The sequence below is a fragment of the Streptomyces lunalinharesii genome (assembly GCF_039532155.1).
GTDB classification, from domain to species: domain Bacteria; phylum Actinomycetota; class Actinomycetes; order Streptomycetales; family Streptomycetaceae; genus Streptomyces; species Streptomyces lunalinharesii.
The window spans coordinates 1-24,784 of record NZ_BAAARK010000042.1 but is presented as its reverse complement, the minus strand read 5'-3'; the positions used below and the strand labels follow the sequence as shown (position 1 = coordinate 24,784).

20 protein-coding genes, 3 tRNA genes and 3 pseudogenes are annotated in these 24,784 nt (G+C 72.0%); 15 read left to right on the top strand and 11 right to left on the bottom strand.

Features of this window, described 5'->3' with window-relative positions; genetic code table 11:
- Positions 1-121 precede the first annotated feature (121 nt).
- The 6 genes from ABD385_RS35460 to ABD385_RS35435 all read left to right on the top strand — a co-directional run bounded on the left by ABD385_RS35460 (position 122) and on the right by ABD385_RS35435 (position 8,349).
- Positions 122-1,069, top strand: coding sequence for a sirohydrochlorin chelatase (locus ABD385_RS35460; RefSeq protein WP_344583657.1), 948 nt, complete (start codon positions 122-124; stop codon positions 1,067-1,069).
- Positions 1,066-2,433 carry a deoxyguanosinetriphosphate triphosphohydrolase gene (locus ABD385_RS35455; protein ID WP_344583655.1) on the top strand — a complete coding sequence of 456 codons (1,368 nt, stop codon included), beginning with the start codon at positions 1,066-1,068 and terminating at the stop codon, positions 2,431-2,433. The genes ABD385_RS35460 and ABD385_RS35455 overlap by 4 nt, the downstream gene beginning before the upstream one ends.
- A gap of 234 nt (positions 2,434-2,667) precedes the next feature.
- A complete protein-coding gene (locus ABD385_RS35450) occupies positions 2,668-3,930 on the top strand; it encodes an NAD(P)/FAD-dependent oxidoreductase (protein ID WP_344583653.1) in 1,263 nt (420 codons plus the stop codon).
- Between the two features lie 9 nt (positions 3,931-3,939).
- Positions 3,940-4,959, top strand: a complete 1,020-nt coding sequence (locus ABD385_RS35445) for a pyridoxal-phosphate dependent enzyme (protein WP_344583652.1) — start codon at positions 3,940-3,942, stop codon at positions 4,957-4,959.
- A 77-nt stretch (positions 4,960-5,036) separates the two neighbouring features.
- Complete coding sequence (gene dnaG / locus ABD385_RS35440) at positions 5,037-6,953, top strand: DNA primase (protein WP_344583651.1); 1,917 nt, start codon at positions 5,037-5,039, stop codon at positions 6,951-6,953.
- A gap of 292 nt (positions 6,954-7,245) precedes the next feature.
- Positions 7,246-8,349, top strand: coding sequence for an RNA polymerase sigma factor (locus ABD385_RS35435; protein WP_344583699.1), 1,104 nt, complete (start codon positions 7,246-7,248; stop codon positions 8,347-8,349).
- 16 nt (positions 8,350-8,365) lie between these two features.
- Here ABD385_RS35435 and ABD385_RS35430 read toward each other — a convergent pair whose 3' ends face one another.
- Both ABD385_RS35430 and ABD385_RS35425 read right to left on the bottom strand, forming a co-directional pair.
- Complete coding sequence (locus ABD385_RS35430; RefSeq protein ID WP_344583649.1) at positions 8,366-9,820, bottom strand: FGGY family carbohydrate kinase; 1,455 nt, start codon at positions 9,818-9,820, stop codon at positions 8,366-8,368.
- Between the two features lie 67 nt (positions 9,821-9,887).
- Positions 9,888-10,187: a YtxH domain-containing protein gene (locus tag ABD385_RS35425; protein WP_344583647.1), complete on the bottom strand. Its 300-nt coding sequence runs from the start codon at positions 10,185-10,187 to the stop codon at positions 9,888-9,890.
- 214 nt (positions 10,188-10,401) lie between these two features.
- On the opposite strand from ABD385_RS35425, the gene ABD385_RS35420 reads away from it, so the two are divergent.
- The 7 genes and pseudogenes from ABD385_RS35420 (at position 10,402) to ABD385_RS35390 (ending at position 14,143) form a co-directional block, all read left to right on the top strand.
- Positions 10,402-10,474, top strand: a tRNA-Asn gene (locus tag ABD385_RS35420).
- Positions 10,475-10,479: 5 nt separating this feature from the next.
- Positions 10,480-10,552, top strand: a tRNA-Asn gene (locus ABD385_RS35415).
- 178 nt (positions 10,553-10,730) lie between these two features.
- Positions 10,731-10,807 (top strand) — tRNA-Ile (locus ABD385_RS35410).
- 416 nt (positions 10,808-11,223) lie between these two features.
- Positions 11,224-11,596: pseudogene (locus ABD385_RS35405) on the top strand (Tn3 family transposase); the annotation flags it as partial.
- A 440-nt stretch (positions 11,597-12,036) separates the two neighbouring features.
- Positions 12,037-12,363, top strand: a complete 327-nt coding sequence (locus ABD385_RS35400; RefSeq protein ID WP_344583645.1) for a hypothetical protein — start codon at positions 12,037-12,039, stop codon at positions 12,361-12,363.
- Complete coding sequence (locus ABD385_RS35395; protein ID WP_344583643.1) at positions 12,360-13,631, top strand: putative T7SS-secreted protein; 1,272 nt, start codon at positions 12,360-12,362, stop codon at positions 13,629-13,631. The genes ABD385_RS35400 and ABD385_RS35395 overlap by 4 nt, the downstream gene beginning before the upstream one ends.
- A 23-nt stretch (positions 13,632-13,654) precedes the next feature.
- Positions 13,655-14,143, top strand: a complete 489-nt coding sequence (locus tag ABD385_RS35390) for a SitI3 family protein (protein WP_344583641.1) — start codon at positions 13,655-13,657, stop codon at positions 14,141-14,143.
- A gap of 528 nt (positions 14,144-14,671) precedes the next feature.
- Here the strand turns inward: ABD385_RS35390 and ABD385_RS35385 are convergent.
- Positions 14,672-15,547 carry a glycosyltransferase family 2 protein gene (locus tag ABD385_RS35385; RefSeq protein WP_344583639.1) on the bottom strand — a complete coding sequence of 292 codons (876 nt, stop codon included), beginning with the start codon at positions 15,545-15,547 and terminating at the stop codon, positions 14,672-14,674.
- Between the two features lie 164 nt (positions 15,548-15,711).
- The gene (locus ABD385_RS35380) at positions 15,712-16,512 is read right to left on the bottom strand and encodes an oxygen-binding di-iron domain-containing protein (RefSeq protein ID WP_344583637.1); all 801 of its coding nucleotides are present in this window, start codon (positions 16,510-16,512) and stop codon (positions 15,712-15,714) included.
- Positions 16,513-16,950: 438 nt separating this feature from the next.
- Between ABD385_RS35380 and trxA the strand changes: the two genes are divergently transcribed.
- Together trxA and ABD385_RS35370 are read left to right on the top strand one after the other, a co-directional pair.
- The gene (gene trxA, locus ABD385_RS35375) at positions 16,951-17,355 is read left to right on the top strand and encodes a thioredoxin (protein WP_344583635.1); all 405 of its coding nucleotides are present in this window, start codon (positions 16,951-16,953) and stop codon (positions 17,353-17,355) included.
- 5 nt (positions 17,356-17,360) lie between these two features.
- The gene (locus ABD385_RS35370) at positions 17,361-17,975 is read left to right on the top strand and encodes a histidine phosphatase family protein (protein WP_344583633.1); all 615 of its coding nucleotides are present in this window, start codon (positions 17,361-17,363) and stop codon (positions 17,973-17,975) included.
- 133 nt (positions 17,976-18,108) lie between these two features.
- Here ABD385_RS35370 and mreB read toward each other — a convergent pair whose 3' ends face one another.
- The 7 genes and pseudogenes from mreB to ABD385_RS35335 all read right to left on the bottom strand — a co-directional run.
- A complete protein-coding gene (mreB, locus tag ABD385_RS35365) occupies positions 18,109-19,140 on the bottom strand; it encodes a rod shape-determining protein (RefSeq protein ID WP_016571861.1) in 1,032 nt (343 codons plus the stop codon).
- Positions 19,141-19,597: 457 nt separating this feature from the next.
- Positions 19,598-20,245 carry a hypothetical protein gene (locus ABD385_RS35360; RefSeq protein ID WP_344583631.1) on the bottom strand — a complete coding sequence of 216 codons (648 nt, stop codon included), beginning with the start codon at positions 20,243-20,245 and terminating at the stop codon, positions 19,598-19,600.
- Positions 20,229-21,113: an FkbM family methyltransferase gene (locus tag ABD385_RS35355; protein WP_344583629.1), complete on the bottom strand. Its 885-nt coding sequence runs from the start codon at positions 21,111-21,113 to the stop codon at positions 20,229-20,231. Before ABD385_RS35355 ends, ABD385_RS35360 begins: the two co-directional genes overlap by 17 nt.
- On the bottom strand, positions 21,110-21,373 hold the full coding sequence (locus ABD385_RS35350; RefSeq protein ID WP_344583628.1) for a Trm112 family protein: 264 nt from the start codon (positions 21,371-21,373) through the stop codon (positions 21,110-21,112). The genes ABD385_RS35355 and ABD385_RS35350 overlap by 4 nt, the downstream gene beginning before the upstream one ends.
- A gap of 571 nt (positions 21,374-21,944) precedes the next feature.
- Positions 21,945-22,982 (bottom strand): annotated as a pseudogene (locus ABD385_RS35345) (DMT family transporter); the annotation flags it as partial.
- Between the two features lie 274 nt (positions 22,983-23,256).
- The gene (locus tag ABD385_RS35340) at positions 23,257-23,985 is read right to left on the bottom strand and encodes a class I SAM-dependent methyltransferase (RefSeq protein ID WP_344583627.1); all 729 of its coding nucleotides are present in this window, start codon (positions 23,983-23,985) and stop codon (positions 23,257-23,259) included.
- Positions 23,982-24,784: pseudogene (locus tag ABD385_RS35335) on the bottom strand (hypothetical protein); the annotation flags it as partial. The gene ABD385_RS35340 and the pseudogene ABD385_RS35335, both read right to left, overlap by 4 nt.

The following is a 24,784-nucleotide window of genomic DNA, read 5'->3' as shown; positions in this document are numbered from 1 at the left end:
TCCCGGTTTCCGGCCCGCGGCGGAGTCCTCCCACGGGCCGGCGGGCCCGCGGCAGCGCCCCGGTACACGGAGTTCCCCGCCGGGAAACGGCCCCGCAACGACCGTCTGCCAGGCTCGGCGCATGACGGCGTCGACAGCGAACCACCCCACCCCGGAACCGAGCCCCGCCGCGCCCCCGCCGCTCCCCGACCCGTGCCCCCGACCCGCCGACCCCCTGGGCGCCGCCGGCCTCGCCTGCGAGATCACCGCCGAACTCAGCAGCCGGCTCCGCACGGTCCGCCTGCACGGCTTCCGCCGCCCCACGGCCCGGCCGCCCGCCCTGGTGGCCGTCGCCCACGGCAGCCGCCACCCCGGGGCCGCCCCCGCCGTGCGGGCCCTCCTGGCGCGCGTCCGCGCGCTCCGCCCCGGCCTCCCCGTCCACCTGGGCCACCTCGAACTCGACGAGCCGCCGCTCGCCGACACCCTCGCCGCCCTGCGCGACGCGCCCGGCCCGGCGGTCCTGGTGCCGCTGCTGTTCGGCCACGGCCACCACGTCACCCGGGACCTGCCCGCCGCCCTCGCCGCCGCCGGGCACCTCAGCGGACGGATAGCCACCCCCTTGGGCCCGGACGCGCTCCTGGTGGAGGCGCTGCACGACCGCCTCCTGGAGGCCGGTTTCCCCACCGGCCCCCACCACGGCCACCGGCCCGCCGTCGTCCTGGCCGCCGCCGGCTCCCGCGCCGCCCGCTCGGCCCGGGACACCGCCCGCACCGCCCGCCTGCTCTCCGCCCGCCTCGGCGTCCCCGTCCTGCCCGGCTACGCCTCCGCCGTGTCCCCGACCGTCCCCGAGGCCGTCCGCGCCCTCACCGACCGCGGCCACCGGCCCCGCGACATCGCCGTCGCCGCCTGCTTCGCCGCCCCCGGCCGGTTCGCCGACCAGTGCGCGGCCCTCGCCCCCGGGCCGGCCGCCGCACCCCTGGGCGACCACCCCGCGCTGGCCCGTCTCGTGCTGCACCGCTACGACCAGGCGCTCTGCGCGCGTACCGGATCCGGCACGCACGTCATCGGGGCGGCTACCGTCGCGGTATGACGGGCACAACACGGGCAACTCCTCCCAGCCCCGGCCAAGAACCGCACGCGGCGCCCCCCGGCTACACCGCTGCGGACACCGAACGCTGGGTCCCCGAACCGGACAAGCGACCCGGGCGCACCGCCTTCCAGCGCGACCGCGCCCGGGTCCTGCACTCCGCCGCACTCCGCCGGCTCGCCGGCAAGACCCAGGTCGTCACCCCGGGCAGCGCCACCCAGGCGTGGGACGCCAGCCCCCGCACCCGGCTGACGCACTCCCTGGAGTGCGCCCAGGTGGGCCGCGAACTGGGCGCCGCCCTGGGCTGCGACCCCGACCTGGTCGAGGTCGCCTGCCTCGCGCACGACCTCGGCCACCCGCCCTTCGGGCACAACGGCGAACAGGCCCTCAACGAGGTCGCCGCACCCTGCGGCGGCTTCGAGGGCAACGCCCAGTCGCTGCGCCTGCTGGCCCGTTTGGAACCCAAACGGTTCGTGCCGTCCCCGGGCGGCGCCCCGATCAGCGTCGGCCTCAACCTCACCCGCGCCGCCCTGGACGCCGCCACCAAGTACCCGTGGCCGCGCGGCGCCCACCCCGACGGGCCCACCCTCCCGAAATTCGGCGTCTACGCCGACGACCTGCCGGTCTTCGCATGGTTCCGGCAGGGCGCCCCGTCCGCCCGGCGCAGCTTCGAGGCGCAGGTCATGGACTGGTCCGACGACGTCGCCTACTCCGTCCACGACGTCGAGGACGGGCTGCACGCCGGCCACCTGGACCCCAACGTCCTGCTCGCCGACCCCGAGCGCGCCGAGATCTTCGTGGTCGCCGCGCAGCGCTACGCCCCCGGCGCCGGCGAGGCGGAGCTGGCCGCGGCCCTGGACCGCCTCCTGGAGCAGGAGTGGTGGCCGCACGGCTACGACGGCTCGGCGCTCGCCCAGGCCCGCCTCAAGGACGCCACCAGCCAGCTCATCGGCCGCTTCTGCCAGGCCGCCGAGGAGGCCACCCGGGAGCGGTGGGGGCACCCTCCGTACCGGCCGGGCCCCGACGGAGGCGGCACCCCGCTCACCCGCTACGCGGCGGAGCTGGTGGTTCCGGCCGAAACGCGGCTGGAATGCGCCGTTCTCAAGGCCGTCGCCGACCGCTACGTCATCCAACGCCCCGACCAGGAAGCGCTCCGCGCCGACCAGCGCGTGGTCATCGCCGAATTGGCGGAGGCGCTCCTCGCCCGCGCCCCCGACGGCCTTGACCCGCAGTTCCGTTCGCTCTTCGACGCGGCCCCCGACGACACCGCCCGGATGCGGGCCGTCATCGACCAGATCGCCGCACTCACCGACGCCTCCGCGCGTACTCTTCACGCCCGCCTCACACGTCCCCCTGGTAACGGTTAGGGCAACCCAGGGTGACCCTTGGGGGGCGGCCCCTCTTCCCCCCTCACGCTCCGTGCGGGACGCTCGTCCCCGCACCGACGTACGGGAACCCGAACGCGGTCGAAGGCATCAAGGAGCCAGGAGGGAACGGGGGCAGCGACAACGGGGCAGCACCGGGGGAACCGACGGGGGAACCAACGGGGGCGTTCACGGACGCGGACGCGGACGTACGGCACCGCAACGAGGAGGAAGCAAGTGGTCGACACGCACCAGACGTTCGTCATCGTCGGGGGTGGCCTGGCCGGGGCGAAGGCCGCGGAGACGCTCCGCGCGGAAGGGTTCACCGGCCGGGTGATCCTCATCTGTGACGAACGCGACCACCCCTACGAGCGCCCCCCGCTCTCCAAGGGGTACCTGCTCGGCAAGGAAGAACGGGACAGCGTCTTCGTCCACGAACCCGCCTTCTACGCCCAGGCCCGCATCGAGCTCCACCTGGGCCAGCCCGCCGTCCACCTGGACCCCGCGGCCCGCACCGTCCGCCTGGGCGACGGCACCCTCATCGCCTACGACAAGCTGCTGCTGGCCACCGGCGCCGAACCCCGCCGCCTGGACGTCCCCGGCACCGGCCTCGCCGGCGTGCACCACCTCCGCCGCCTCGCCCACGCCGAACGCCTGCGCGGCGTCCTCGCCTCCCTGGGCCGCGAGAACGGCCACCTGGTCATCGCCGGCGCCGGCTGGATCGGCCTCGAAGTGGCCGCCGCCGCCCGCTCCTACGGCGCCGAGGTCACCATCATCGAGCCCGAGCCGACCCCCCTGCACGGCATCCTCGGCCCCGAACTCGGCGCCCTCTTCACCGACCTGCACGCCGAACACGGCGTCCGCTTCCACTTCGGCGCCCACCTCACCGAGATCGTCGGCCAAGACGGCATGGTCGTCTCGGTCCGCACCGACGACGGCGAGGAACACCCCGCCCACGACGTGCTCGCCGCCATCGGCGCGGCCCCCCGCACCGCCCTCGCCGAACAAGCCGGCCTCGACGTCGTCGACCGCGCCGACGGCGGCGGCATCGCCGTCGACGCCGCACTGCGCACCTCCGACCCGTACGTCCACGCCGCCGGCGACGTCGCCGCCGCCGACCACCCCCTGCTCGACACCCGGCTGCGCGTCGAACACTGGGCCAACGCCCTCAACGGCGGCCCGGCCGCCGCCCGCGCCATGCTCGGCCAGGACATCAGCTACGACCGCGTCCCGTACTTCTTCTCCGACCAGTACGACCTCGGCATGGAGTACTCCGGCTACGCCCCGCCCGGCTCCTACGACCAGGTCGTCTGCCGCGGCGACGTCGGCAAGCGGGAGTTCATCGCCTTCTGGCTCCACGAGGGACGCGTCCTGGCCGGCATGAACGTCAACGTCTGGGACGTCGCCGGACACATCCAGCAACTGATCCGCTCCGGCATCCCGTTGGACCCCGACAAGCTGGCCGATCCCACCGTTCCTCTGACCTCATTGCTCCCGTAGCGTGCCCGTATGACCTCTGGTCCCACGAGCACCAACAGCTCCACCGGCGGCGCCGACCCCGACCCCAGCGGCACCCCGGACGTCACCCTCGACGACGTCCGGGAAGCCGCCCGCCGACTGGCCGGCGCCGCCCACCGCACCCCGGTGCTGCGCTCGCGCACCCTCGACGCCCGCACCGGCACCCAGGCGTTCCTCAAGTGCGAGAACTTCCAGCGCGCCGGCGCCTTCAAGTTCCGCGGCGCCTACCACGCCCTCTCCCGCCTCACCCCCGAACAACTCGCCCACGGCGTCGTCGCCTACTCCTCCGGCAACCACGCCCAGGCCGTCGCCCTCGCCGCCCGCGAACACGGCACCCACGCCGTCATCGTCATGCCCGCGGACGCCCCGCGCTCCAAACGGGACGCCACCGCCGACTACGGCGCCGAGATCGTCCCCTACGACCGCTACACCGAGGACCGCGCCACCCTCGGCCGCCGGATCGCCGAGGAACGCGGCGCGACCCTGATCCCCCCGTACGACCACCCGCACGTCATCGCCGGCCAGGGCACCACCGCCCTGGAGCTCCTCGACGAGACCGGCCCGCTCGACGCGCTCCTGGTGCCCGTCGGCGGCGGCGGACTGATGGCCGGCGCCGCCACCGCCGCCACCGCCCTGGCCCCCGGCATCCGCATGATCGGCGTCGAACCGGCCGCCGGCGACGACACCCGCCGCTCGCTGGCCGCCGGCCACCGCGTCACCGTCCCCGTGCCGCGCACCATCGCCGACGGCCAGGCCGTCGAAACCCCCGGCGAACTGACCTTCGCGATCAACCGGCGGCTCGTCGACTCCGTGCTCCTGGTCACCGACGACGAGATCCGCACCGCCATGGCCTTCGCCTTCGAACGCCTCAAGATCGTCATCGAGCCCAGCGGCGCCACCGCCCTCGCCGCCCTGCTCGCCGGCCACCTGGACCACCCCCCGGCCCGCACCGGCGTGATCGTCTCCGGCGGCAACATCGCCCCGGACCGCTTCCGGGAACTCCTCGGCTGACCCGCCCCGCACCCCCACCGCCCCCGGCCGACGGGCACCCGACGGGAACTGTCCGACCCCCACCGTAGAATTCACCCGTGGCAGGCAGGATCAACGATGACGATGTGAAGGCGGTACGGGACGCGGTCCCGATCGACGCCGTCGTGTCCGAGTACCTCCAGCTCCGCAACGCCGGCGGCGGCAACCTCAAGGGCCTGTGCCCCTTCCACGACGAGAAGTCCCCCTCCTTCCACGTGAGCCCCGCCAAGGGCCTCTACCACTGCTTCGGCTGCCAGGAGGGCGGCGACACCGTCGACTTCGTCATGAAGATCGACCACCTCTCCTTCGCCGAGACCATCGAGCGCCTCGCCGCCCAGGCCGGCATCACCCTCCGCTACGAGGAAGGCGGCTACACCCCCGGCCGCCAGCAGGGCGAGCGCACCCGCCTCGTCGAGGCCCACAAGGCCGCCGCCCAGTACTACACCGAGCAGCTGGAGAGCCCCGAGGCCGTCATCGCCCGCACCTTCCTCGCCGACCGCGGCTTCGACCAGGACGCCGCCGCGCACTTCAGCATCGGCTACAGCCCCGCCGGCTGGGACCACCTCACCCGCTACCTGCGCGGCCGCGGCTTCAGCGACCAGGAACTGGTCCTCTCCGGCCTCTCCCAGGAAGGCCGCCGCGGCCCCATCGACCGCTTCCGCGGCCGCCTGATGTGGCCCATCCGCGACATCTCCGGCGAGGTCGTCGGCTTCGGCGCCCGCAAGCTCCGCGACGACGACAACGGCCCCAAGTACCTCAACACCCCCGAGACCCCGCTCTACCGCAAGTCCCAGGTCCTCTACGGCATCGACCTCGCCAAGAAGGAGATCGCCAAGACCAACCGCGCGGTGGTCGTCGAGGGCTACACCGACGTCATGGCCTGCCACCTCGCCGGCGTCACCACCGCCATCGCCACCTGCGGCACCGCCTTCGGCGAGGGCCACATCAAGATCCTCCGCCGACTGCTGATGGACAACTCCGGCTCCGAAGTGGTCTTCACCTTCGACGGCGACGCCGCCGGCCAGAAGGCCGCCCTACGCGCCTTCGAGGACGACCAGAAGTTCGCCGCCGAGACCTCCATCGCCATCACCCCCGGCGGCATGGACCCCTGCGACCTCCGCCTCGCCAAGGGCGACCAGGCCGTCGCCGACCTCGTCGCCTCCCGCACCCCGCTCTTCGAGTTCGCCCTCCGCCACGTCGTCTCCCGGCACAACCTCGACACCCCCGTCGGCCGCGCCGCCGCCCTCGACGAGGCCGCACCCATCGTCGCCCGCATCAAGAACAGCGCCATCCAGCACGAGTCCGCCGTCCAACTCGCCGGCATCCTCGGCATCCTGGACACCCAGTTCGTCGTCCGCCGGGTCTCCCAACTCGCCCGCTGGGCCCGCGAGCGCGGCCGCGACGGCGGCCCCGGCCAAGGCCGCCCGCAGCGCCGCGAGACCCCCTCCGCCGCCGAGCCGCAGCGCCCCGCCCCCGGCGCCGGCGGCCCCGCCCTCAACCTCCGCAGCCCCGCCCACCGCGTCGAACGGGAACTCCTCAAGCTCGCCCTCCAGCGCCCCGACCTGGTATCCCCGGCCTTCGACGCCTACGGGGCCGACGAATTCTCCGCACCCCCGTACGCCGTCGTCCGCCAGTGCATCGAGGAGGCCGGCGGCGCCACCACCGGCTCCGCCGACGGCGACTACCTCGCCCGGGTGCGCGCCGCCGCCCCCGACGACACCGTCCGCGCCATGGTCACCGAGCTGGCCGTGGAACCCCTCCACACCCGCCGCGACCCCGACGAGGTCTACGCCGGCGTGCAACTCGTCGCCGTCCGCCTCGCCGCCGTCAACCAACGCGTCATGGAGATCCGCGGCACCCTCCAACGCCTCGACCCCCGCGCCGACCCCGAACAACTCACCGCCGTCCAGAACGAACTCTGGGTCCTCCAGCAATACGGCCAGTCCCTCCGCGAACGCGGCGCCGCCGCCCTCTGAACCACCCCGCCCCACCGCCCCACCCGCACCAGGGACCCCGCCGCCCTCCACCGGCACCTCCCGGTAGCCACGCGGTCACGGAACGGACTCAAAAAGTGCCCGCACGCCCCTCGTGGCGGACATGCGTCGTACTCCACACTGAAGAGCGGTGCCGTAAGTCCCGGAGCGCGGCGCATCCGGCCGCACGCGCCGCCCTACGGGCCGTGCGCCCCCGCGCAGCCGCTCGCGACGCGGGGCGACCGAAAGGCGGCCCGGCCGCCTCCGCCCCGGTCCTCGTGCCGCCCCAGCCGCGATCACCCTGGAGGTCGCCCCCGTGCAGACCCGGACCCTCTCCGCCGCACCTGCCGGTGGCGCACCGGCCGCCCCACCCGACACCGGCCTGCACGCCACCCCGGTCACCGTGCCGCAACAGGCCGAACCACCCGCCGTCGAACTCCTCGCCGCCCAACAACCCCCGGAACCGCCCGGACCCCCCACCGACACCGGCCCCTCCTCCGACCTCTTCCGCCAGTACCTCCGCGAGATCGGCCGGATACCCCTCCTCACCGCCGCCGACGAAGTCGACCTGGCCCGCCGCGTCGAAGCCGGCCTCTTCGCCGAGGAGAAACTCACCCGCACCCCCGACCTCGACTCCCAACTCGCCCACGAACTCGACACGTTGGTGGTCCGCGGCCGGATCGCCAAACGCCGCCTCATCGAGTCCAACCTGCGCCTGGTCGTCTCCGTCGCCAAACGCTACGTGGGCCGCGGCCTGACCATGCTCGACCTCGTCCAGGAGGGCAACCTCGGCCTCATCCGCGCCGTCGAGAAGTTCGACTACGCCCGCGGCTACAAGTTCTCCACCTACGCGACCTGGTGGATCCGCCAAGCCATGTCCCGCGCCCTCGCCGACCAGGCCCGCACCATCCGCGTCCCCGTCCACGTCGTCGAACTCATCAACCGCGTCGTCCGCGTCCAACGCCGCCTGCTCCAGGAACGCGGCTGCGAACCCACCCCCGAGGACGTCGCCGCCCACCTCGGCCTCACCGCGGAACGCGTCACCGACGTCCTGCGCCTGGCCCAGGAACCAGTCTCCCTGCACGCCCCCGTCGGCGAGGAGGAGGACGTCGCCCTCGGCGACCTCATCGAGGACGGCGACGCCGCCTCACCCGTCGAATCCGCGGCCTTCCTCCTGCTCCGCGAACACCTCGACGCGGTCCTCTCCACCCTCGGCGAACGCGAACGCAAGGTCGTCCAACTCCGCTACGGCCTCGCCGACGGCCGCCCCCGCACCCTGGAGGAGATCGGCCGGATCTTCGGCGTCACCCGCGAACGCATCCGCCAGATCGAGTCCAAGACCCTCGGCAAACTCCGCGACCACGCCTTCGCCGACCAGCTCCGCGGCTACCTCGACTGACCCCACGGCCCGCCGCTCAGCCCTCCCGCTGGAACGCCCCCGGATGGACCTCGTCCCGCACCGCCGTGAACTGCTGCCGCACCGCCTGCCACACCGGCAGCTCCTCACCGGGCTCGAAGACCTGGCTCGCCGCCGCCGGCCACTGCGGCGGCTCCGGGTACCCCCCACCGCCGTCCACGGCCGTGCCGTGCGCCACCTGCCACGCCCACGCCGCCTGCCGGGCCGCACCCAGCGCCGCGTACTCCGCCGGCTGCGGCACCACCACCTGCGCCTCGAACAGCCCCGGCGCGGCCGCCTGCACCGCACCCAGCTCCGCCGCCGCACCCAACAGGAACACCCGGCGCACCGCCACCCCACGGCTCCGCAGTACGTCCAACGCGTCCGCGAGCCCGCACAGCATGCCCTCCACGGCCGCCCGCGCCATGTGCTCCGGCTTCATGCTCTCCCGCCGCATCCCGTGCAACGACCCGGCCGTGTGCGGCAGATGAGGCGTCCGCTCACCCTCCAGATACGGCAGCAGCACCATCCCGTAGGCACCCGGCGACGACGCCGACGCCAACTCCGACAGCCCCGCCAGATCCGTCCCCAACATCTCCGCGGCACCGCGCAGCACCCGCACCGCATTGGTGGTGTGCACCACCGGCAGGTGCCGCCCGGTCGCGTCCGCGAGCGACGTGATCGTCCCGGTCGGATCCGCCAGCGCCTCCTCGTGGACGGCGAACACCGACCCCGAGGCGCCCAGCGACACCACCGCGTCGCCGACACCCACCCCCAGCCCGAACGCCGCGGCCATGGTCTCGCCGGTCCCGGCCGAGATCAGCAACCCCTCCGGCGTGAAACCCGCCGTCCCCGACGGACCCAGCACCTCCGGCAGCCGCACCTGGTGCCCCAGCGCCAGCTCCACCAGATCCGACCGGTACGCCCCGCTCGCCGCCGACCAGTAGCCGGTCGCCGAGGCCCCGCCCCGGTCCGTGGTCCGCCGCGCCGGCCGGCCCAGCAGCTGCCAGGCCAGCCAGTCGTGCGGCGTCATGACCTCGGCGATCCGGGCCGCGTTCGCCGCCTCGGCACGCGCCAGCCACCGCATCTTCGTCACCGGGTGCTGCGCCTGCGGCACCGACCCCACGGCCTGCGCCCAGGCCACCCGCCCGCCCAGCGCGTCCACCAGGTCCGCGGCCGCGCTCTGCGCCCGCTTGTCGTTGCCCACCAGCGCCGGCCGCACCGGAGCACCCTCGGCGTCCAGCGGCACCAACGCGTTCTGCTGCGCCGCGACCCCGATGGCCTGCACGCCCTCCAGCAGTCCGTTCCCCGCGGCCTCGCCGAGTGACATCAGCCACGCCTGCGGATCGACCTCAGGCCCCTTCTCGACGGGGTGCGGCGCGTACCCCTTCCTGATCACGGCACCCGTGTCCGCGTCGCAGACCACGATCCGTGTGCTCTCGGACGAACTGTCCAACCCGGCGACTATCCCCATGGCCCCAGATGATGCCCCATGAGCCCCCTGGGGAAAGAGTCAGGGTTTGCCCACCGGGGCCCCGACCTCACGTATTGCTGGTGCCCCACTCGTCGTCATCGGCCGCCCGCTGCTCCCGCAGCGACCGCACCCGCTCCGCCACCGGAGCGGGCAGCCGCCCCTCGACCTTCGTCGACACCGTCACGAACGCCTTCGACGCGGCCTGCCGCCCGGTCAGCGCGGCCGACTCGGCGGTGTTGCGCACCGCCGGGTTCTGCGCGATCCGCCGGGCGCTCTTGCGGAGCTGCTCGTACCGCTCCCGCCCGGCCCTGGTGCCGAGCACATATCCCACCGCCAGTCCCGCGATGAACGTGAGCCGGTAGCGCATCGCTCCACCTTTCCCTTGCCGCTCGATCCCGTCCGGTGCCGGCCGGCACCGGACGCCGGGCTGGCACCTGCCCACCGGCACCCGGGCCGCCCGCGGCGACCTCCGGCGATACCGATTGGCGGAGCACCCCCCTGCTTGCGCTAATGTATGTGTCGCAGCGAGCGCACGCCGTCCGGAGTCCCGGACAGCGATGCATTCGAGGCAAGCAGCACAATCCCCTGTAGCTCAATTGGCAGAGCAGCCGGCTGTTAACCGGCAGGTTACTGGTTCGAGTCCAGTCGGGGGAGCGCAATCCCCTGTAGCTCAATTGGCAGAGCATTCGGCTGTTAACCGGAGGGTTACTGGTTCGAGTCCAGTCGGGGGAGCAACAGAACGAGGACCCCGAAAGGGGTCCTTTTTCTTGTGCCCGGGAACCGAACCCCCAGTGATCGAAGTCCTCTTGGGCGTGCAAGGTCGCCCGACGGCAGCCCGCACGGGCAGCAGATCGTATGAGCGGCTATGCTGCGGCAGACGGCGCGCACAAATGTGCGCGACGCGCCGTGAGGGGCGGTAGCTCAGCCGGTTAGAGCAGCGGACTCATAATCCGTCGGCCGTGGGTTCGAGTCCCACCCGCCCCACCACAGGGCAGGCGTACAGCAAGGCCCTGAACTGCGAAAACGCTATGGCTGGGCTCGTTGCGAACGTTCGCAACGAGCCCAGCCAAGCGCGTTTCAAGATCCAGTGGACGTTTCAGCGGACAAGCGCCTGTCCGGAATGTCCGCATCTGGGGAGCCTGATTGGCGTGTGTTCCTGCGCAGGGAGCCTACGTGTTAGGGCAGGTGCGGGTGGCATGAAGGTTGCATGGAAGTTGGACGGATCGGGCTGCCTACGCGTGACGAGGTTGTGCCGTCGACCGGGGCTGTGGGGCCCGTCTCGGCGACGGCTGAACCCTGGTTCGGGGTCACTTTCAGTGCCGGGGCCACGGCGGGGCACCAAAATCCCGTTCATGAACGGCCTTGTGCGGTGAGGGCGGCCTCGGGGAACGTAGGTACGGAGGCTATCGCCGCTGCGGGCGGCGGTAGCGGAAGTCGCCCCGTGCGCTGCCGTACTGACGGCCACTGCCGTGGTGGTCTCGCTCGTGCCCGAGGACTCGACGGAGGTCTCCCTGCGGGCTGCGCTGACGGCCCAGTACGCCACGGTGTGCCCGTTCCTGACGCTGCTCGGTGAGCCGCAGGCGCTGGACGCGGCGAGTGCCGGCAAGCGGGTCCTGGCCGGAGTCCGCGGCCTGCCGGCGCCCGCCCGGCGGAAGGCGAGCGTCAAGCCGCTGCTGCCGCGCGAGATGGACGACAAGCTCGTGCCGCCCCGGCTGTCGCAAGGCGGTGTACGCCAACCCCGATCTGCGGCAGGGCGCGGCGGACCGGTACGCGTATGAGCTCGGCCGGCTGGGGCACGGTCGGGCTGATCGGGACTTCGATGTCCACCGGCAGTGGGGCGACGTGGGTGGATTGAGAAAGTCAGCCCGCTCTGCCTGCTGCTGCAAACAGGCGGTCCCGTAAGCGAGGCTCGAAGCGTCGGGCGACGGTCCCAGTCACGGAACCCGGTTCCTGACCTGATCGAGAGGCGCGCCCCGCGCGTGAGTGTTGCGGCAGGATCGCTCACTGCGAGTTGCGCATGCGGCTGAGGCCTTGCTGACTCGTGAGGCGTCGGCAGCAAGGTCATGAATCGTTGCCCAAGTGCAATCCAAGGCCAAGTCAAGAACCCTCCATCTACGCGCGCTAAAACGTTATATAGGGATCAAATCGGAACCTGTCTTTTGGCAGACTCCCCTCGGTCGGGTATCGGCTTGTGGAGACCTGAACCGGGGGGATAGATGGGCGAGCAGTACCAGGTTGACCTTGGAGCGTTGGAGAAGGCCGCCACCGGGGTGAACGGCACGCTGGACCAGATCAGCGTTCAAAAAGTCAGCGACATTTCGCACGACGAGTCGGAGGTCGGGCACGAAGGCCTGGCCAGCACCCTGTCCGACTTCCTTGACTGTTGGCAGCGTGGAGTCGACAACCTCGCAAAGGACGGCCAGGAGATCGCCACCCGTCTGACAGCGAGCGTGAACGCCTACCGCAGCGTTGAGGAACACACCCACAAGCAATTCCACGGAATGCTGCGCGGGACCACGGACCCGGCGGTGAAGCGGCAGTGACAGACCTCGAAAAAGGTAGCCGCGCAACACAGCTGATACCCGGCAACCCCGCCGCGCTACGTCGCACGCAGTCAGCACTACAGGCGTACGGAGACCTCCTCTATCGCGCCGGCGAGGGCCTGAAACGCATCGACACCAGCGACGGCTGGAGCGGTGAGGCAGCCGACGCATTTCACGAGGTCTACCACGGCCAGCCAAGCAAGTGGCTGCGCGCCGGCGACGCCTTCCATGACGCCGCAAAGGCCATGGACGCCTACGTTGCCACACTGTCCTGGGCGCAGAACCAGGCGGAAGACGCCATCAGCCTCTGGAACTCGGGCGAAGAGAATCACGAAGCCGCCCAGAGTAAACTGGACAGCGCCGCTAGCCAATTGGACACCGCTGGGCAGACCGCGGCCATCATCATCGGGGAAGCACGCGACCTCGCACCTCCGGAACCGGGGTTCTGGTCCGAACTCGGCGACGGCATCGGCTCGTTCCTCTCCGGTACAGGCCACGTCGTCGCAAAGGTCGGCGAAACCGTGCTGACCGACCTTGCCTCGGTGGGCAACGCCATGCTGCACGATCCCGGTGCCGTCGGACAGGTGCTGGGAGGCATTGGCCTGGCGACCCTCGGTGCCGGTGGAGAAGTGGCCGGCGCCGCGTTGGACCTCACCGGGGTCGGCGCCGCGCTGGGCGTGCCCACCGCCGCGGTCTCCGCCACCGCGATCGCCGGCGGCCTCGGATTGGCCGGTGCCGGAGCAAGCGACATCTTCAAGGACGCGGCAGGCCCCAACCGTGTGAACATGGAGTCCGACGGGAGAGGCGGGGGCGGTCGGCCACCCGAGGACAATGGCCACACTCTGCCTCAGCGCGACCCCGACCCCAACGCCACGGCACGCGGCAATCCAGAATCCATCTCCAAGAACGCCGACCCCACGACCGTACGCGCGCTGACGCGCCAGAACGAGTCGGCTGACAAACTGGCCCAACACGGCTACGACGTCGAGCATTCACCTGAGGTACCCGGCTCTAAAAATCCGGACTACAAAATCAACGGCAAGGTATTCGACTGCTACTCGCCCAGCTCCGGCAGCGCCCGGAACATCGCCGGCGAAATCCAGGGAAAGATCGACAAAGAGCAAACCGAACGCGTCGTGCTGAACTTGACCGACAGCCCTGTCGACGTATCCAAGATGAACGCGCAGCTGCACGACTGGCCGAACCCGGGACTCAAAGAGGTCATCGCCATCGATAAAGACGGCAACATCCTGCACCTCTACCCCTAGAACTCGCGAGAAAGACTAACTGCATGGCCATCTCCTACAGCCTCGATATCGCGGCGGAGAAATCCGTCCTACAGGTTGCCTGGCATCTCTGTGACGTCGCCCGGTCCGCCGGGGTGTTCGATGCATCAGTCACCCCCGAGGGTGTGCTCGAGGAAGGCGCGGTCACAGGCTCCGGCATGTGGATCTCGGTCGGTGAGGACCGGCCGATGCCGTGGGGGCACCCTGTGGCCCTTGACCTGGGCTTCACCCCGACGGCGTCAGTCCGGTTCCGGCTGGATGGCCGGAGAGGGGAACCCTCCGACCAGCAGGACGAGATGATCCGGCTGACTTCCGCCCTCCTGGGGCGAGTCGCCGGTGACGCAGTGCTGCACTTCCAGTTCGAGGACATCTGGCTGCTGCGGCGCGGAACTGAACTGAGCCTGAACGAGCGAGACGACCTGTGGCTTCCACAGCGTCTCGCCATGATCTCCCAGCCCTACCGCCGAGCGACGCACACCTTCTCCGAGGACTAACCGGTGCGCGAAGGCTGATGCTGGCGCGGCGAGGTATTCTTCCTCGTTAGGACTTTGCTAGAGGCTCCGCCCAATTGGGTGGAGCCTCTACGTGTTGGAAGGGCACTCCGCTGCGCCGAAGTCCGATGCCCCTCCACCCGGATGGCTTCGACCTGTGGGGATGGCTCACCGTGCCTTCAGGCCTGGCGATCAGGACGGACGCCGGTGGACTCGCAGTGGACGGAAGGGCCCGGAAAGACCAGGAAGGCCAAGGTGGGACACGAACGTCAGCAGCCTCTTGACCTGCGGAAACGAGAAGATCAAGGCAAGAACATGCACTGATCGGAAGATCCGAAAAGGACTCATAATCCGTCGGCCGTGGGTTCGAGTCCCACCCGCCCCACCACAGCCCCATGGCGCAGAAACGATCTGGCCTGACGGCGCACGGCGAGAAAGACAGGAAAGGCCCCCGCGGGAAACCGCGGGGGCCTTTCCTGCGTGCGGCGCCGTACGGTCCGGCCGGCCGCGCGGAGATCCGTCAGAAACGCCCTAGATGACCGGGGGGCGCCCCAGTCGTGTCATGCGCCACACCGTGCGCCAGCGCATCGGCCGTCGGCGTCCGCACGGGGTCCGGACGCCCTCGGCGAACCCCGCGGCCCACGCCCGCAGGCCCGCCGCCGACGGGCTGCGGACGGCCGTCAGGCCCGCCCAGACACCGAGGTACACGGGGACCAGCACCGCCGGCAGGTGGCGCTTCGCCAACCACACGCGGTTCCGGGCGACCATCCGGTGGTAGACCGCGTGCCGGGTCGGCGAGGTGTACGGGTGCTGCAGCACCATCTCCGGCGCGTAGCGGATGTGCCAGCCGTCGTCCAACGCCCGCCAGGCCAGATCGGTCTCCTCGTGGGCGTAGAAGAACTCGTCCGGCCAGCCGCCGGTCCGGTCCAGCATCGGCACGGACAACGCGTGCCCGCCGCCGAGGAACGTGGTGACCAGTCCGCCCTGCTGCGGATCGCCGACCCGTAGGCGCGGCACGTGGCGGCGCTGGGTGCGGCCCAGTTCGTCGGCGATGCGGAAGCTGACGATCCCCAACTTCGGGTCCTGCTCGTACAGTTCCGCGAGCCGACTGAAGACGTCCGTGCTGATCAGCAGCCCGTCGTCGTCGAGATCGACCACCACGTCCAGGTCACCGAGCTTGCGCAGCTCGTCCAGGGCGACGTTCCGGCCACCGGAGACCCCCAGGTTCTCGCTCAGCGACACGCCCGTGACGCCTTCGGGCAGCGGGGGCAGCGGCGAGCCGTTGCCGACGACCACGATGTGCGTCGCCGGAAGGTCCTGCTTCGCCACCGAATCCAGCAGCTCCTGGAGTTCGGCGGGGCGGTTTCCCATGGTCAAGATGGCGACGCCTACGCGCAGCTGACGCACAGATGAACACTCCGTTCTTGGCGGTCTCTCCAGCGATGCTAGCCGGCGCCACAGACCGCTGCGTGCCACGACGCAGCCGCCGCGACATCCCGTCGCGACGCGCTCGGCGACGCCCCGCCGGGCCCGGACGCACCACCTCGGCCGCCCGCCGCGAGGAGCGGCGGTCAGCCCTGCGGGGCGCTGGCGCCGGCGAGGGCGCTCGGGCGGGCGGCGAACTCCCGCTCCGGGCCGAACCGCTCCTGATAACCGTCGGCCAGGGCGCGCAGCGCCGCCGCCCCGTCCCCCCGGTACGACGAACCGTGCATCACCGCCAACGTCGCGGGCGAGAGCCGGGCCAGGGAACGCAGCGTCTCCACCGCCGCCGTCAGGCACGACGTCTGGCGGAACACCTCCTCCGCGTCCAGCGCAGGCTCCACCAGATCGTGGTCGGTGACCGGCGGGCCGTTGCCCAGGTGGGTGAAGAGGTCCCCGCACAACAGCGTGCCGGTGGTCTCCTCGAACAGCACCCGCGCCTCCCAATTGTGCGGTACGTGCGGGGTGTTGAGGTGCAGCACCCGACGCCGCAGCACCTCCTTGCCGCCCAGGTCGAGGGTTTCGCCGTGCGCCAACGGGCGCGGCGGCCGGTCGGCGAGGTCGTCGAGCGAGACCAGGCACCCCTGGAGCCCGTGCGCCACCTGGGCGCGCGGAGCCACGGCCAGGAACTCGTTCATCGCGCCGCACTCGTCGGCCTCCACGTGCCCGAACGCCAGCCAGCGCAACCGGTCCAGCGGCACCACCCGGCGGACGGCCTCCGAGACCCGCGGGAAGAGGTGACGCATGCCGGTGTGGAAGAGCAGCGGTTCCTCCGCGTCGATGAGGAACTGGTTGAACGTGAAGCCGGCCGGCGCGGCCACCTCGGGAACGAACGTGGAGATCCGGTAGATCCCGTCCGCGATCTCGTCGACGCGGGTGTCCGTCGCGTCCATCGGGCCGACGCCTCCTTCCGGGGCGGCCCCCCGTCCATCGTAGGGCGGGGGGTGGGGCACGGCAGTGCGGGCGGACGGGCCGCGCGGGCGCGCGCTCCCGACACCTGCGCCCCGTCGCGTGGGCCCGGGCAGGTGATCTCGGCCACGGCACGTCTAGGACGGCTCGGTGTGGGCAGGGGAGCCGGGCAGTTGGGTGTGCGGAATACCGTACGGCGTGCCGCTGTTACGGAAACTGTCACGAAGGTGCTGACAGCGGCCATAACGGAGGAAACGCGGGCGGACCGCCACCCGCTTGCGGCGTGCCACGCGGCCCGTCGTAGCGTCGTACACCGCAACGAACCAACCGAACAGCCGAAACCAGCCACAGACGACAGCCGTACCCGGGGCGCCGGCGGGAACCCGCCAAAGCCCCGACGGCCCGTAAGTAGGGAAGCGCGTATGAGCACCGTGGAGCTCACCAAGGAAAACTTCGACGAGATCGTCTCGGGCAACGATTTCGTCCTGATCGACTTCTGGGCCGAATGGTGCGGCCCCTGCAAGCAGTTCGGGCCGGTGTTCGAGCGGTCGTCCGAGACCCACGGTGACCTGGTCTTCGCCAAGGTCAACACCGAGAAGGAGCCGGAGCTCGCCGCCGCCTTCGACATCAGCTCCATCCCCACCCTGATGATCGTCCGGCAGAACATCGCGGTGTTCGCCCAGCCCGGCGCGCTCCCCGAGGCCGCCCTGGAGGACGTCATCGGCCAGGCCCGCGCCCTCGACATGGACGAGGTCCGCGCCTCGGTCGCCGACGCCCAGGCCCAGCAGGACCAGCAGGGACAGGCCGGCACCGGAGAGCAGGCGTAGCGCGCGTGAGCGAGCTGTTGCTGGTCCGCCACGGCGAGACCGAGTGGAGCCGCGACGGCCGGCACACCAGCTGGACCGACCTCCCGCTCACCACCGACGGCGAGGAGCAGGCCCGCGCCCTCCGTCCGCTGCTGTCGGGCCGGAAGATCGCGCGGGTCTACGCAAGCCCGATGCAGCGGGCCCTGCGCACCGCCGAACTCGCCGGGCTGCCCACCCCGCACGTCCTCGATGACCTGCGGGAATGGGACTACGGCGGGGACGAGGGCATCACCACCGCCGAGATCCACCGCAGCAGACCCGACTGGTACCTCTTCGACGACGGCGTCGCCCCGGGCCCGGCCGAGCACCCCGGGGAGTCGCCCGAGGAGGTCGGCGCGCGCGCCGACCGCGTACTGGCCCTGATCGCACCCCACCTCAAGGGCGACGAGGACGGCGGGGGCGACGAGGGGGACGTGGCGCTCGTGGGCCACGCCCACTTCCTGCGGGTGCTGACGGCGCGGCGGCTGGGCCTTCCGGCTTCCGCGGGTGGCCTGTTCACCTTCGGCACCGGCGCGGTCGGCGTCCTGGGCAGCGAACACGACCGCCCCGCGGTGGTCGCCTGGAACGCGCGGAGTCTGTAGCGGGGAGCGGGGAGCGGGGAGCGGGGAGCGGGGGCGCCGGTGCGGGAGTCGGGCCGGTCCCTGTCCGGTGCGGGGCGGGCTCAGGTTGGTGCTGGTGCTGGTGCTGGTGCTGGTGCTGGTGCTGGGGCCGGGGTCACGGGGCCATCGGGTCGAGGTGCAGGGGCTGCACCTTGCCCTCGATCATGGCGCCCAGCCCCTGCACCGCGCAGGTGCCCGGCTGGTCCGCGATGTGCACCGGCATCGACGTGGCCTCGTGGATCATCGGCTCCAGCCCCGGGATCAGCGCGCTGCCACCCGCCAGCATGATGCCGCGCTCGCCGAGGTCGGCCACGAGGTCCGGCGGGCAACGCCGCAGCACCGCCCCGATCCCGTCCAGGATCGCCGTCAACGGGGTGATGATGGCCCGCCGCACCCGCTCCGTGTCCACGTGCACGGACCGGGCGAGGCCGCTGACCACGTCCCGCCCGTGCACCTCCGTGGAACCGGGGGTCAGTTCGCCGTCCCCGGACAGCATCAGGTGCAGCGGGCGCACGGACTGGTTCGGCAGCATCAACTCGTGGTGCAACCGGAGGTGCTGGATCACCGCGTGGTCGATGGCGTTGCCGCCCACCGGGACGGTCTCCGCGGCCACGATCGAACCGAGCGAGAGCACCGCCACCTGCGTGGTGCCCGCACCGCACACCACGATCATGGTCGCTTCCGGCTGCTCCACCGGGAGCCCGCAACCGACGGCCGCCGCGACCAACGTGTCGACCAGCTCGACCCGGCGGGCACCCAGCCCGGTCAGGGTCTCCACGGCCGCCCGCTGCGCCAGCGGCTCGCTGCCGTACGGGAGGCAGACCGCGGCCCGCATCGTGGGGCGCCGCCGCCAGGTCTTGCGCAGCTTGTCGCCCACCAGATGGCGCAGCAGCCGCTGGGCCATGTCGATGTCCACGACCGTCCCGTTGGAGACCGGCCGGACCACGCGGATGTAGTCGGGGGTGCGGCCGTCCATCAGCTCGGCCTGGGCGCCCACGGCCAGCATCGACCCGGTGCGGGTGTTGACCGCGGCGACGGTCGGTTCGTCGACGACCAGCCCCTGGTTCTTGACGTACACCCTGGTCCGGGCCGCGCCGAGGTCGACGGCGGCCGAGCAGCGCCGCAGTTGGGCGAGGCTGATGGTCATGGTGGATTCCTCCCCGATGGGCCGGTGTGAACGTCCCCGGTGGGCCGGTATCTGGGCACGAGCGCCCGCACGTAAGCGCTCGTGCGCCATCCTCCGAGCCCGCACCGGCGCCCGCCTGTTGAGCGCGTCCGCTCGGGGGACGGGGCGGGCAGGCGGGGGACGGGCGGAGCGGGGCGGGGGGCTTCGCGGCCTGTTCAGGGGGCGTTTCGGGGGTGGGGTGTGGGGTGTGGGGTGCCAGGGTTGGGGTGTGTGGTGGGGGTGCGGGACTGTGGGGCGCTGGGCTCGCGGCCTCGTGGGCTCGTTGAGTATCTGATGGTGTGACATCAGGGGCTTGGGTGTGCTGATGTGATGCGTCGTCAGTGCCTTGTGCGCGAGATCGACGACGTGGCTGCTGCGAGGCTTGTCGGACGAGGCTCGTCGGAGCTGTCGGAGCTGTCGGAGCTGTTCGGAGCGTCGGTTACGGGGACTCCGTGGTGGCGGGGCCGTTTTTCGTGGGCTCCGCTCGTCGCTGGTAGAGGCCCCAGGTGAATTCCGCGATGACGTTCTGCGGTGGGCCGTCCGGGCCGGGGGCGGTGCAGGCGAGGCGCCAGCGGGTGGGGGCGCTGCCCTCCATCGGGCGGGCCGGGGCGAAGGCGCGGGCGACCTCGTCGACCGTGCAGGACCACGGCACGAGGTCCGCGGTCGTGCGGAGGTCCGGGGCGGGCGCGCCGGGGGCCCGGACCAGCCAGGCGTTCCAGACGCCGCCTCCGGGCGCGGTGAGCACCTCGAACCGCAGGTCCGGCCAGAGCGGGACGGGCCAGGTCAGCGCCTCGCAGGTCAGGTCGCCGATGCGGCGGGCGGTCGCGGTCTCGGGCGTGCCGAGCAGCGCCCGGTACGACTGGAGGCCGGCGCGCGCCCGTGGGCTGTGCATCCGTGCCTGCCAGCGGCGGTTGGCCTCGCGCATCTGCGCGCGGGTGACGCCTAGTTGGCGGAGCGCGTCCTCGACGAGAACCGGGTGGTGGTCGGCCATGCGGCGCAGCAGCACGAGCTGGAACGCGACGGGTCCTGGCAGGTCCGAGGGGGTGCCGGAGCCGGCGGGCGGGGCGTTGTCAGTGGCGGGGGTCATGATGGACATGGTCGTGGATGCCGGCGGGGGGCGGCGCGGGGGCGGCGGCCGGCGAGGTGCGTGAGGTGCGCTCGGTGGGTGTGGTGCGGGGGGTGGACGGGGTGCGTACGGGGCCCGGGTGGAGGCCGTCGGGGAGGAAGAGGACGGAATTGACGTAACGGCGGTGCGGGGCGAGGGAGCGCCGCAGCAGACCGTGTTCGGCGACGTGGGAGGTGCGGGACTGATGAGCGGACAGATCGAAGTCGGACAGTGGCAGCCAGCGGTCGTCCGGCAGGACCCAGCCGCGATACCCGCGGGCGGCGGTCCACTCCAGCACGGGCGTCAGTGGCTGGATGCGGGTCTCCAACTCGATGAAGAGGGCGGGTCGTTCGCGCTCGATGGTGCGTGCCGCGCCGCGTAGGACCGGCAGTTCGCCGCCGTCCACATCGATCTTGATGAGGGTGACGGTGGTGAGGCCCAGTGCGTCCAGAGGCAGGCAAGGGACGTCCAGGGTGGCGGAGTGCACGTCACGGCGCACGAGGGAGGAGACCCCGCGATCGCCCCGGCCGCCGGGCGGGAGCCAGAGCGTGGCGCACCCGGTGTGGTCGGTGGCGGCGGCGGATATGACGTCGACGTGTGCGGGGGTGACCGACGCCAGCACCCGGGCCAGATGGGGGACGGGCTCGATGGTGACGACCCGGTCCGCGTGCCGGGCCAGCCGGCGGGTCCACGGGCCGTACCAGCCCCCTACGTCCACGGCCGTGCCGCCCGCGGGGCAGAGGTCGTGCAGCCGGCCCAGTTCCGGTTCGAAGCGCTGGTAGAGCCCGGCCGCGAGCGCCGACACCAGCCGCCCCGGTAGCCAGGGCCCCACCCGCGCCGCCAGCGTCACGACCCCGCCCCCTCCGTCTGCTCCGCCCGCGCTTCCGCATCAGCCTCCGCGGCCTCCTCGATCTGACGCACCGCACGCTCGTGGTCCGTGTCCGAGAGCTGCTCCCCGGAAGACGGCAGCAACTGCGGAATCCCGTCGAGGATCGGATAGCGCCGCCGCAGCCGCGGGTTGTAGAGCGCCTCCTCGGCGGCCAGCAGCGCCAGCGGGCCCTTGTCGATCGGGCACGCGAGAATCCTCAACAGCGCATCGTCAGCCTTCATGACTCGCTCCCTTCCTGCCGTGCGTGTTCGGCGGGCACTGCGCGATCGACCCTGCCGCGCCCAACGCCGTCATCGCTCCACCTGGCCAACTCCGCTAACTCCGACGGTCCTGTCGGCTCCACTAACCCTGCCGATCCCGCCGACTTCGTCAATTCCATCAATTCCGCCGACTCTGCCGACTCCGCCGACTCCGTCATCGGTCAATCCCTTCGTGGTTGGTGTGTTTCGGTTGCTTGGGTTGCTTGGGTTGCTTGGGTTGCTCGGGGCGCATGGGGTGCATGGGGTGCCGGGTTCATGGTTCGGGTCTCGTGCCTTCCCTTGCCCGGCGGCCCTGTGGCGAGGCGTGGAGCTCGTGAGTGGTGCTCCGGAACTTGCTTGTCCTTGTGTTCTCGTTTTTCCTTCCGCCTCTCGCCGTTCCCGTGGGCGGTCCAGTCCTGATCTCCCTTTCTGCCGATGCCGATGCCGATGCCGATGCCGATGTGGATGCGGTCGCGGATGCCTCGCCTCGTGACTCAACTGCGTTGATCTGCCCAGTGGTTGTCATGGAGGCGCCGGGTTGAGGTGTGGGTGGGGGAGCGAGGCTCGGTGTCGGCTCCAATGCGGGCGCCGCTTTGCCGGAGGGGCGGGCAGGACTGGAGAGGCTGGGGGGACTGGAGGGGCTAGAGGGGCTAATGGGGCTGGAGGGGAGCTTGGTCGGGTGCGGGGTGGATGGTGCGGGCGTGTCGGTGGGGGCTTCGTGGCGGGGTAGGGCCAGGAGGACCGTTAGTGCCACGGCGGTGCCGCCGAGTCGCAGGGCCAGGCGCACGGGGTCGTCGGGCAAGGGTTCGTCGAAGGCGACGGTGCCGCAGGCGACGGTGAAGATGCAGGTCACGGTGGTGCAGACGGGGACGATCACCGAGGCGCGGCAGCGTTGCAGGGCCGTCTGTGACAGGACCAGGCCGGTGGTGCCGGTGATGAGGAGGAGATACGGGTAGGGCGAGCGGAGCAGCGCTGCCGCGGTGCCCGGGAGGTCCTGGAGATCGAGCAGGCCGGAGGCGCCCTTGATGGCCAGCGAGCTGACGCCGTAGAGGAGTCCGACGGCCACGCCGTAGGGGACGCCGGCGGTCGGTCGGCGGTGGCGGCGCCGGGCGCGCCGTTCCGCCGAGCGGTACAGCATCAGCCCGGTGGCCAGGGACGGTACCGCGATCGCGAGCAGGGTTGCGGGTGGGGCGGTGTGGGCGATGGTGCGGGCGTCGTCGTTCCGGAGGGAGGCGACGACGAGGACGAGCGCCAGCAGGATCGCCGCGATGCTCTGCCGCTCCCGGCCGCTGGTGCGCTCGCCCAGCACCATGGAGGACATGAGCAGCAGCAGGACCAGGCCCGAGATGAAGATGCCTTGGGCGGCGGCTATGGGGAGGGCGCGGTAGACGGCGAGTTGGGCACCGAAGCCCGCGGCCAGGGCGAGTGAGCCGCCGAGCCACAGCGGGCTGCTGAGGAGGTGGCGCACGAGCTGGGCGGGGCGGCGGGTGTTGAGGGCAGGGAGGGCGGCGAGGGCGCGCTTTTCCAGCACGAAGCCGGTGCTGTACAGGACGTTGGCGAGGAGTGCGGACGCCACGCCCCACCAGAGCATTGGCCTACCTCCTTCTGGGGACGGCTTCGGGATGGGCTTCGGGATGCGCCTCGGGGTGGGCCTCGGGTTGGCTGGGGAGGGTCGGTCCTGATGGGGGATGGGTGGGGAGTCAGGGCGGGTCGGGGGGGCTGGGGAGTCGGGGCGGATCGGGTTGGGGGTGGTTGGGGTTGGGGTTGGGGCTGGGGAGTCGGGTCGGGTGCGGGTGGGCCTTGCGGGGGCCTCTTTCCTTGCTGTTTCGGCAACGATTACGGACTGTAGTTTTGTTCCCGGTTGATTACGGAGAGTGGTGAGGGTGGGCGTGGGCCAAGAGGATGGAGGCCAACGAGGGGGTGTGGCAGGCGGCGCGGTCGAGGGGGCGGAGGGGGCGGGGGACGTCGTGGTACGGGGCGCCGGCGATGCGGATGACGTCGAACCCGGACGCGGTGAGGAAGGCGCGGAGCGCGCGGGCCGTGTAGAGGCGTAGGTGGCCGACGACGTGGGTTCCGGGGCGGCCGTGGATGCCGCGCAGGCTGACCTCGGAGAAGACGGGTTGGACGCCGGCGAGCAGCAGGCCGCGGTTGTACCAGGCGGCGAGGTTCGGGGTGGACAGCAGCAGGTGGCCGTCGGGGCGCAGGACGCGGCGCAGCTCGTCCAGTGCGGCGTCCGGGTCGACGAGGTGCTCGATGACCTCGCTGAAGAGGACCGCGTCGGCCGAGCCGGTCGCGAACGGTAGCCCGCCGTCGGTGAGTTCGCCGCGGACGACGTGCCCGATGTGGGCGGCGGCGCGGCGGAGGGCGTCCTGGGACCAGTCGACGCCGACGACGCGGTGACCGGTGAGGACGTCCGCGGCGGTGGCCGCGGCGGTGCCGTCGCCGCAGCCGATGTCCAAGACGGTGGCGGGCGGGGCGCCGGCTCGGGCGGGGCCGAGGGCGCGCGCCAGGAGGCGGGCCTGGCGCCTGGTCCGGGCGTCGCCGGAGGCGACCGGCACCGCGGGGTTCTCGTAGAAGTTGCGCAGGGCGGTCATGGGGTGCCGCCTCCTTCAGTCCGTGGGGTGGCGCCCACCGGTGGGGGCGGTGTGGTGGCCGAGGCGGTGGCGGCGAGGGAGGCGCGGAAGAGGGCGAGCAGTTGGGCGGCGGCCGCGTCGTCGAGGAGCGCGCGGGACCAGCGGAGCGCCAGGTGGATGCGGTCGCCGTCGCGGGGTGTGGCGGCGGTGATGCTCACGCCGCGCGGCATCCGGGCCGGGGCGGAGAACCACACCGCGGTCGCCCGGCCTCCCGCGTCGCCGAAGTCCAGGCGATACGGGACCCGGCCGATGTTGGAGAGCAGGACGGTGGGTGTCCAGGGGGCGGCGAGGGAGTGGAGGGCGCGGGTGAGGGCGCGCCGCGCCCCGACGGGGAGGGGGAGGGACGTCAAGGCGGTGGAGGGGAAAGCGAGTTGGGGTCCCGGGGTGGCGGACTTCAGGGCTTGGGTGCGGGCCGCGGTGTGGTGGAGGAGCTGGGTGACGGTGGGGCTGGGGGGTTGGGGGGAGAAGGGGGTGCGGGTGGGGGCGCTGGGCGTGTTGGGAGGGATGGGGGGAAAGGCGACCGGGGTGAGGCGGGTGCCGTTGCCGATGGGCATGTGGGGGCCTCGCGGTCGGTCGTCGATGGGCATGGTGACGATGACGGGGGCCATGGGGCGGTCGTGCAGCGCGTTCCAGTGGGTGGCCATGAGGTGGGTGGCTACCAGGAGTTGATCGTTGATGGTGTGGAGGGAGTTGACGGTGTGGAGGGAGGAGGGGGAGGGCCCTGTGTTGTGGGTGGGGTGGGGGCGGGTGGTGCGGGGGC

Excerpts from the sequence above, each read along its gene's own strand:
- ABD385_RS35340 (WP_344583627.1), bottom strand. The coding sequence starts at position 23,985 with ATGACCGCCCTGCGCAACTTCTACGAGAACCCCGCGGTGCCGGTCGCC.
- ABD385_RS35400 (WP_344583645.1), top strand. The coding sequence starts at position 12,037 with ATGGGCGAGCAGTACCAGGTTGACCTTGGAGCGTTGGAGAAGGCCGCC.
- ABD385_RS35430 (WP_344583649.1), bottom strand. The coding sequence starts at position 9,820 with ATGGGGATAGTCGCCGGGTTGGACAGTTCGTCCGAGAGCACACGGATC.
- ABD385_RS35360 (WP_344583631.1), bottom strand. The coding sequence starts at position 20,245 with ATGACCCCCGCCACTGACAACGCCCCGCCCGCCGGCTCCGGCACCCCC.
- ABD385_RS35455 (WP_344583655.1), top strand. The coding sequence starts at position 1,066 with ATGACGGGCACAACACGGGCAACTCCTCCCAGCCCCGGCCAAGAACCG.
- ABD385_RS35380 (WP_344583637.1), bottom strand. The coding sequence starts at position 16,512 with ATGGACGCGACGGACACCCGCGTCGACGAGATCGCGGACGGGATCTAC.
- mreB (WP_016571861.1), bottom strand. The coding sequence starts at position 19,140 with ATGACCATCAGCCTCGCCCAACTGCGGCGCTGCTCGGCCGCCGTCGAC.
- ABD385_RS35390 (WP_344583641.1), top strand. The coding sequence starts at position 13,655 with ATGGCCATCTCCTACAGCCTCGATATCGCGGCGGAGAAATCCGTCCTA.
- ABD385_RS35425 (WP_344583647.1), bottom strand. The coding sequence starts at position 10,187 with ATGCGCTACCGGCTCACGTTCATCGCGGGACTGGCGGTGGGATATGTG.
- ABD385_RS35350 (WP_344583628.1), bottom strand. The coding sequence starts at position 21,373 with ATGAAGGCTGACGATGCGCTGTTGAGGATTCTCGCGTGCCCGATCGAC.
- ABD385_RS35445 (WP_344583652.1), top strand. The coding sequence starts at position 3,940 with ATGACCTCTGGTCCCACGAGCACCAACAGCTCCACCGGCGGCGCCGAC.
- ABD385_RS35460 (WP_344583657.1), top strand. The coding sequence starts at position 122 with ATGACGGCGTCGACAGCGAACCACCCCACCCCGGAACCGAGCCCCGCC.
- trxA (WP_344583635.1), top strand. The coding sequence starts at position 16,951 with ATGAGCACCGTGGAGCTCACCAAGGAAAACTTCGACGAGATCGTCTCG.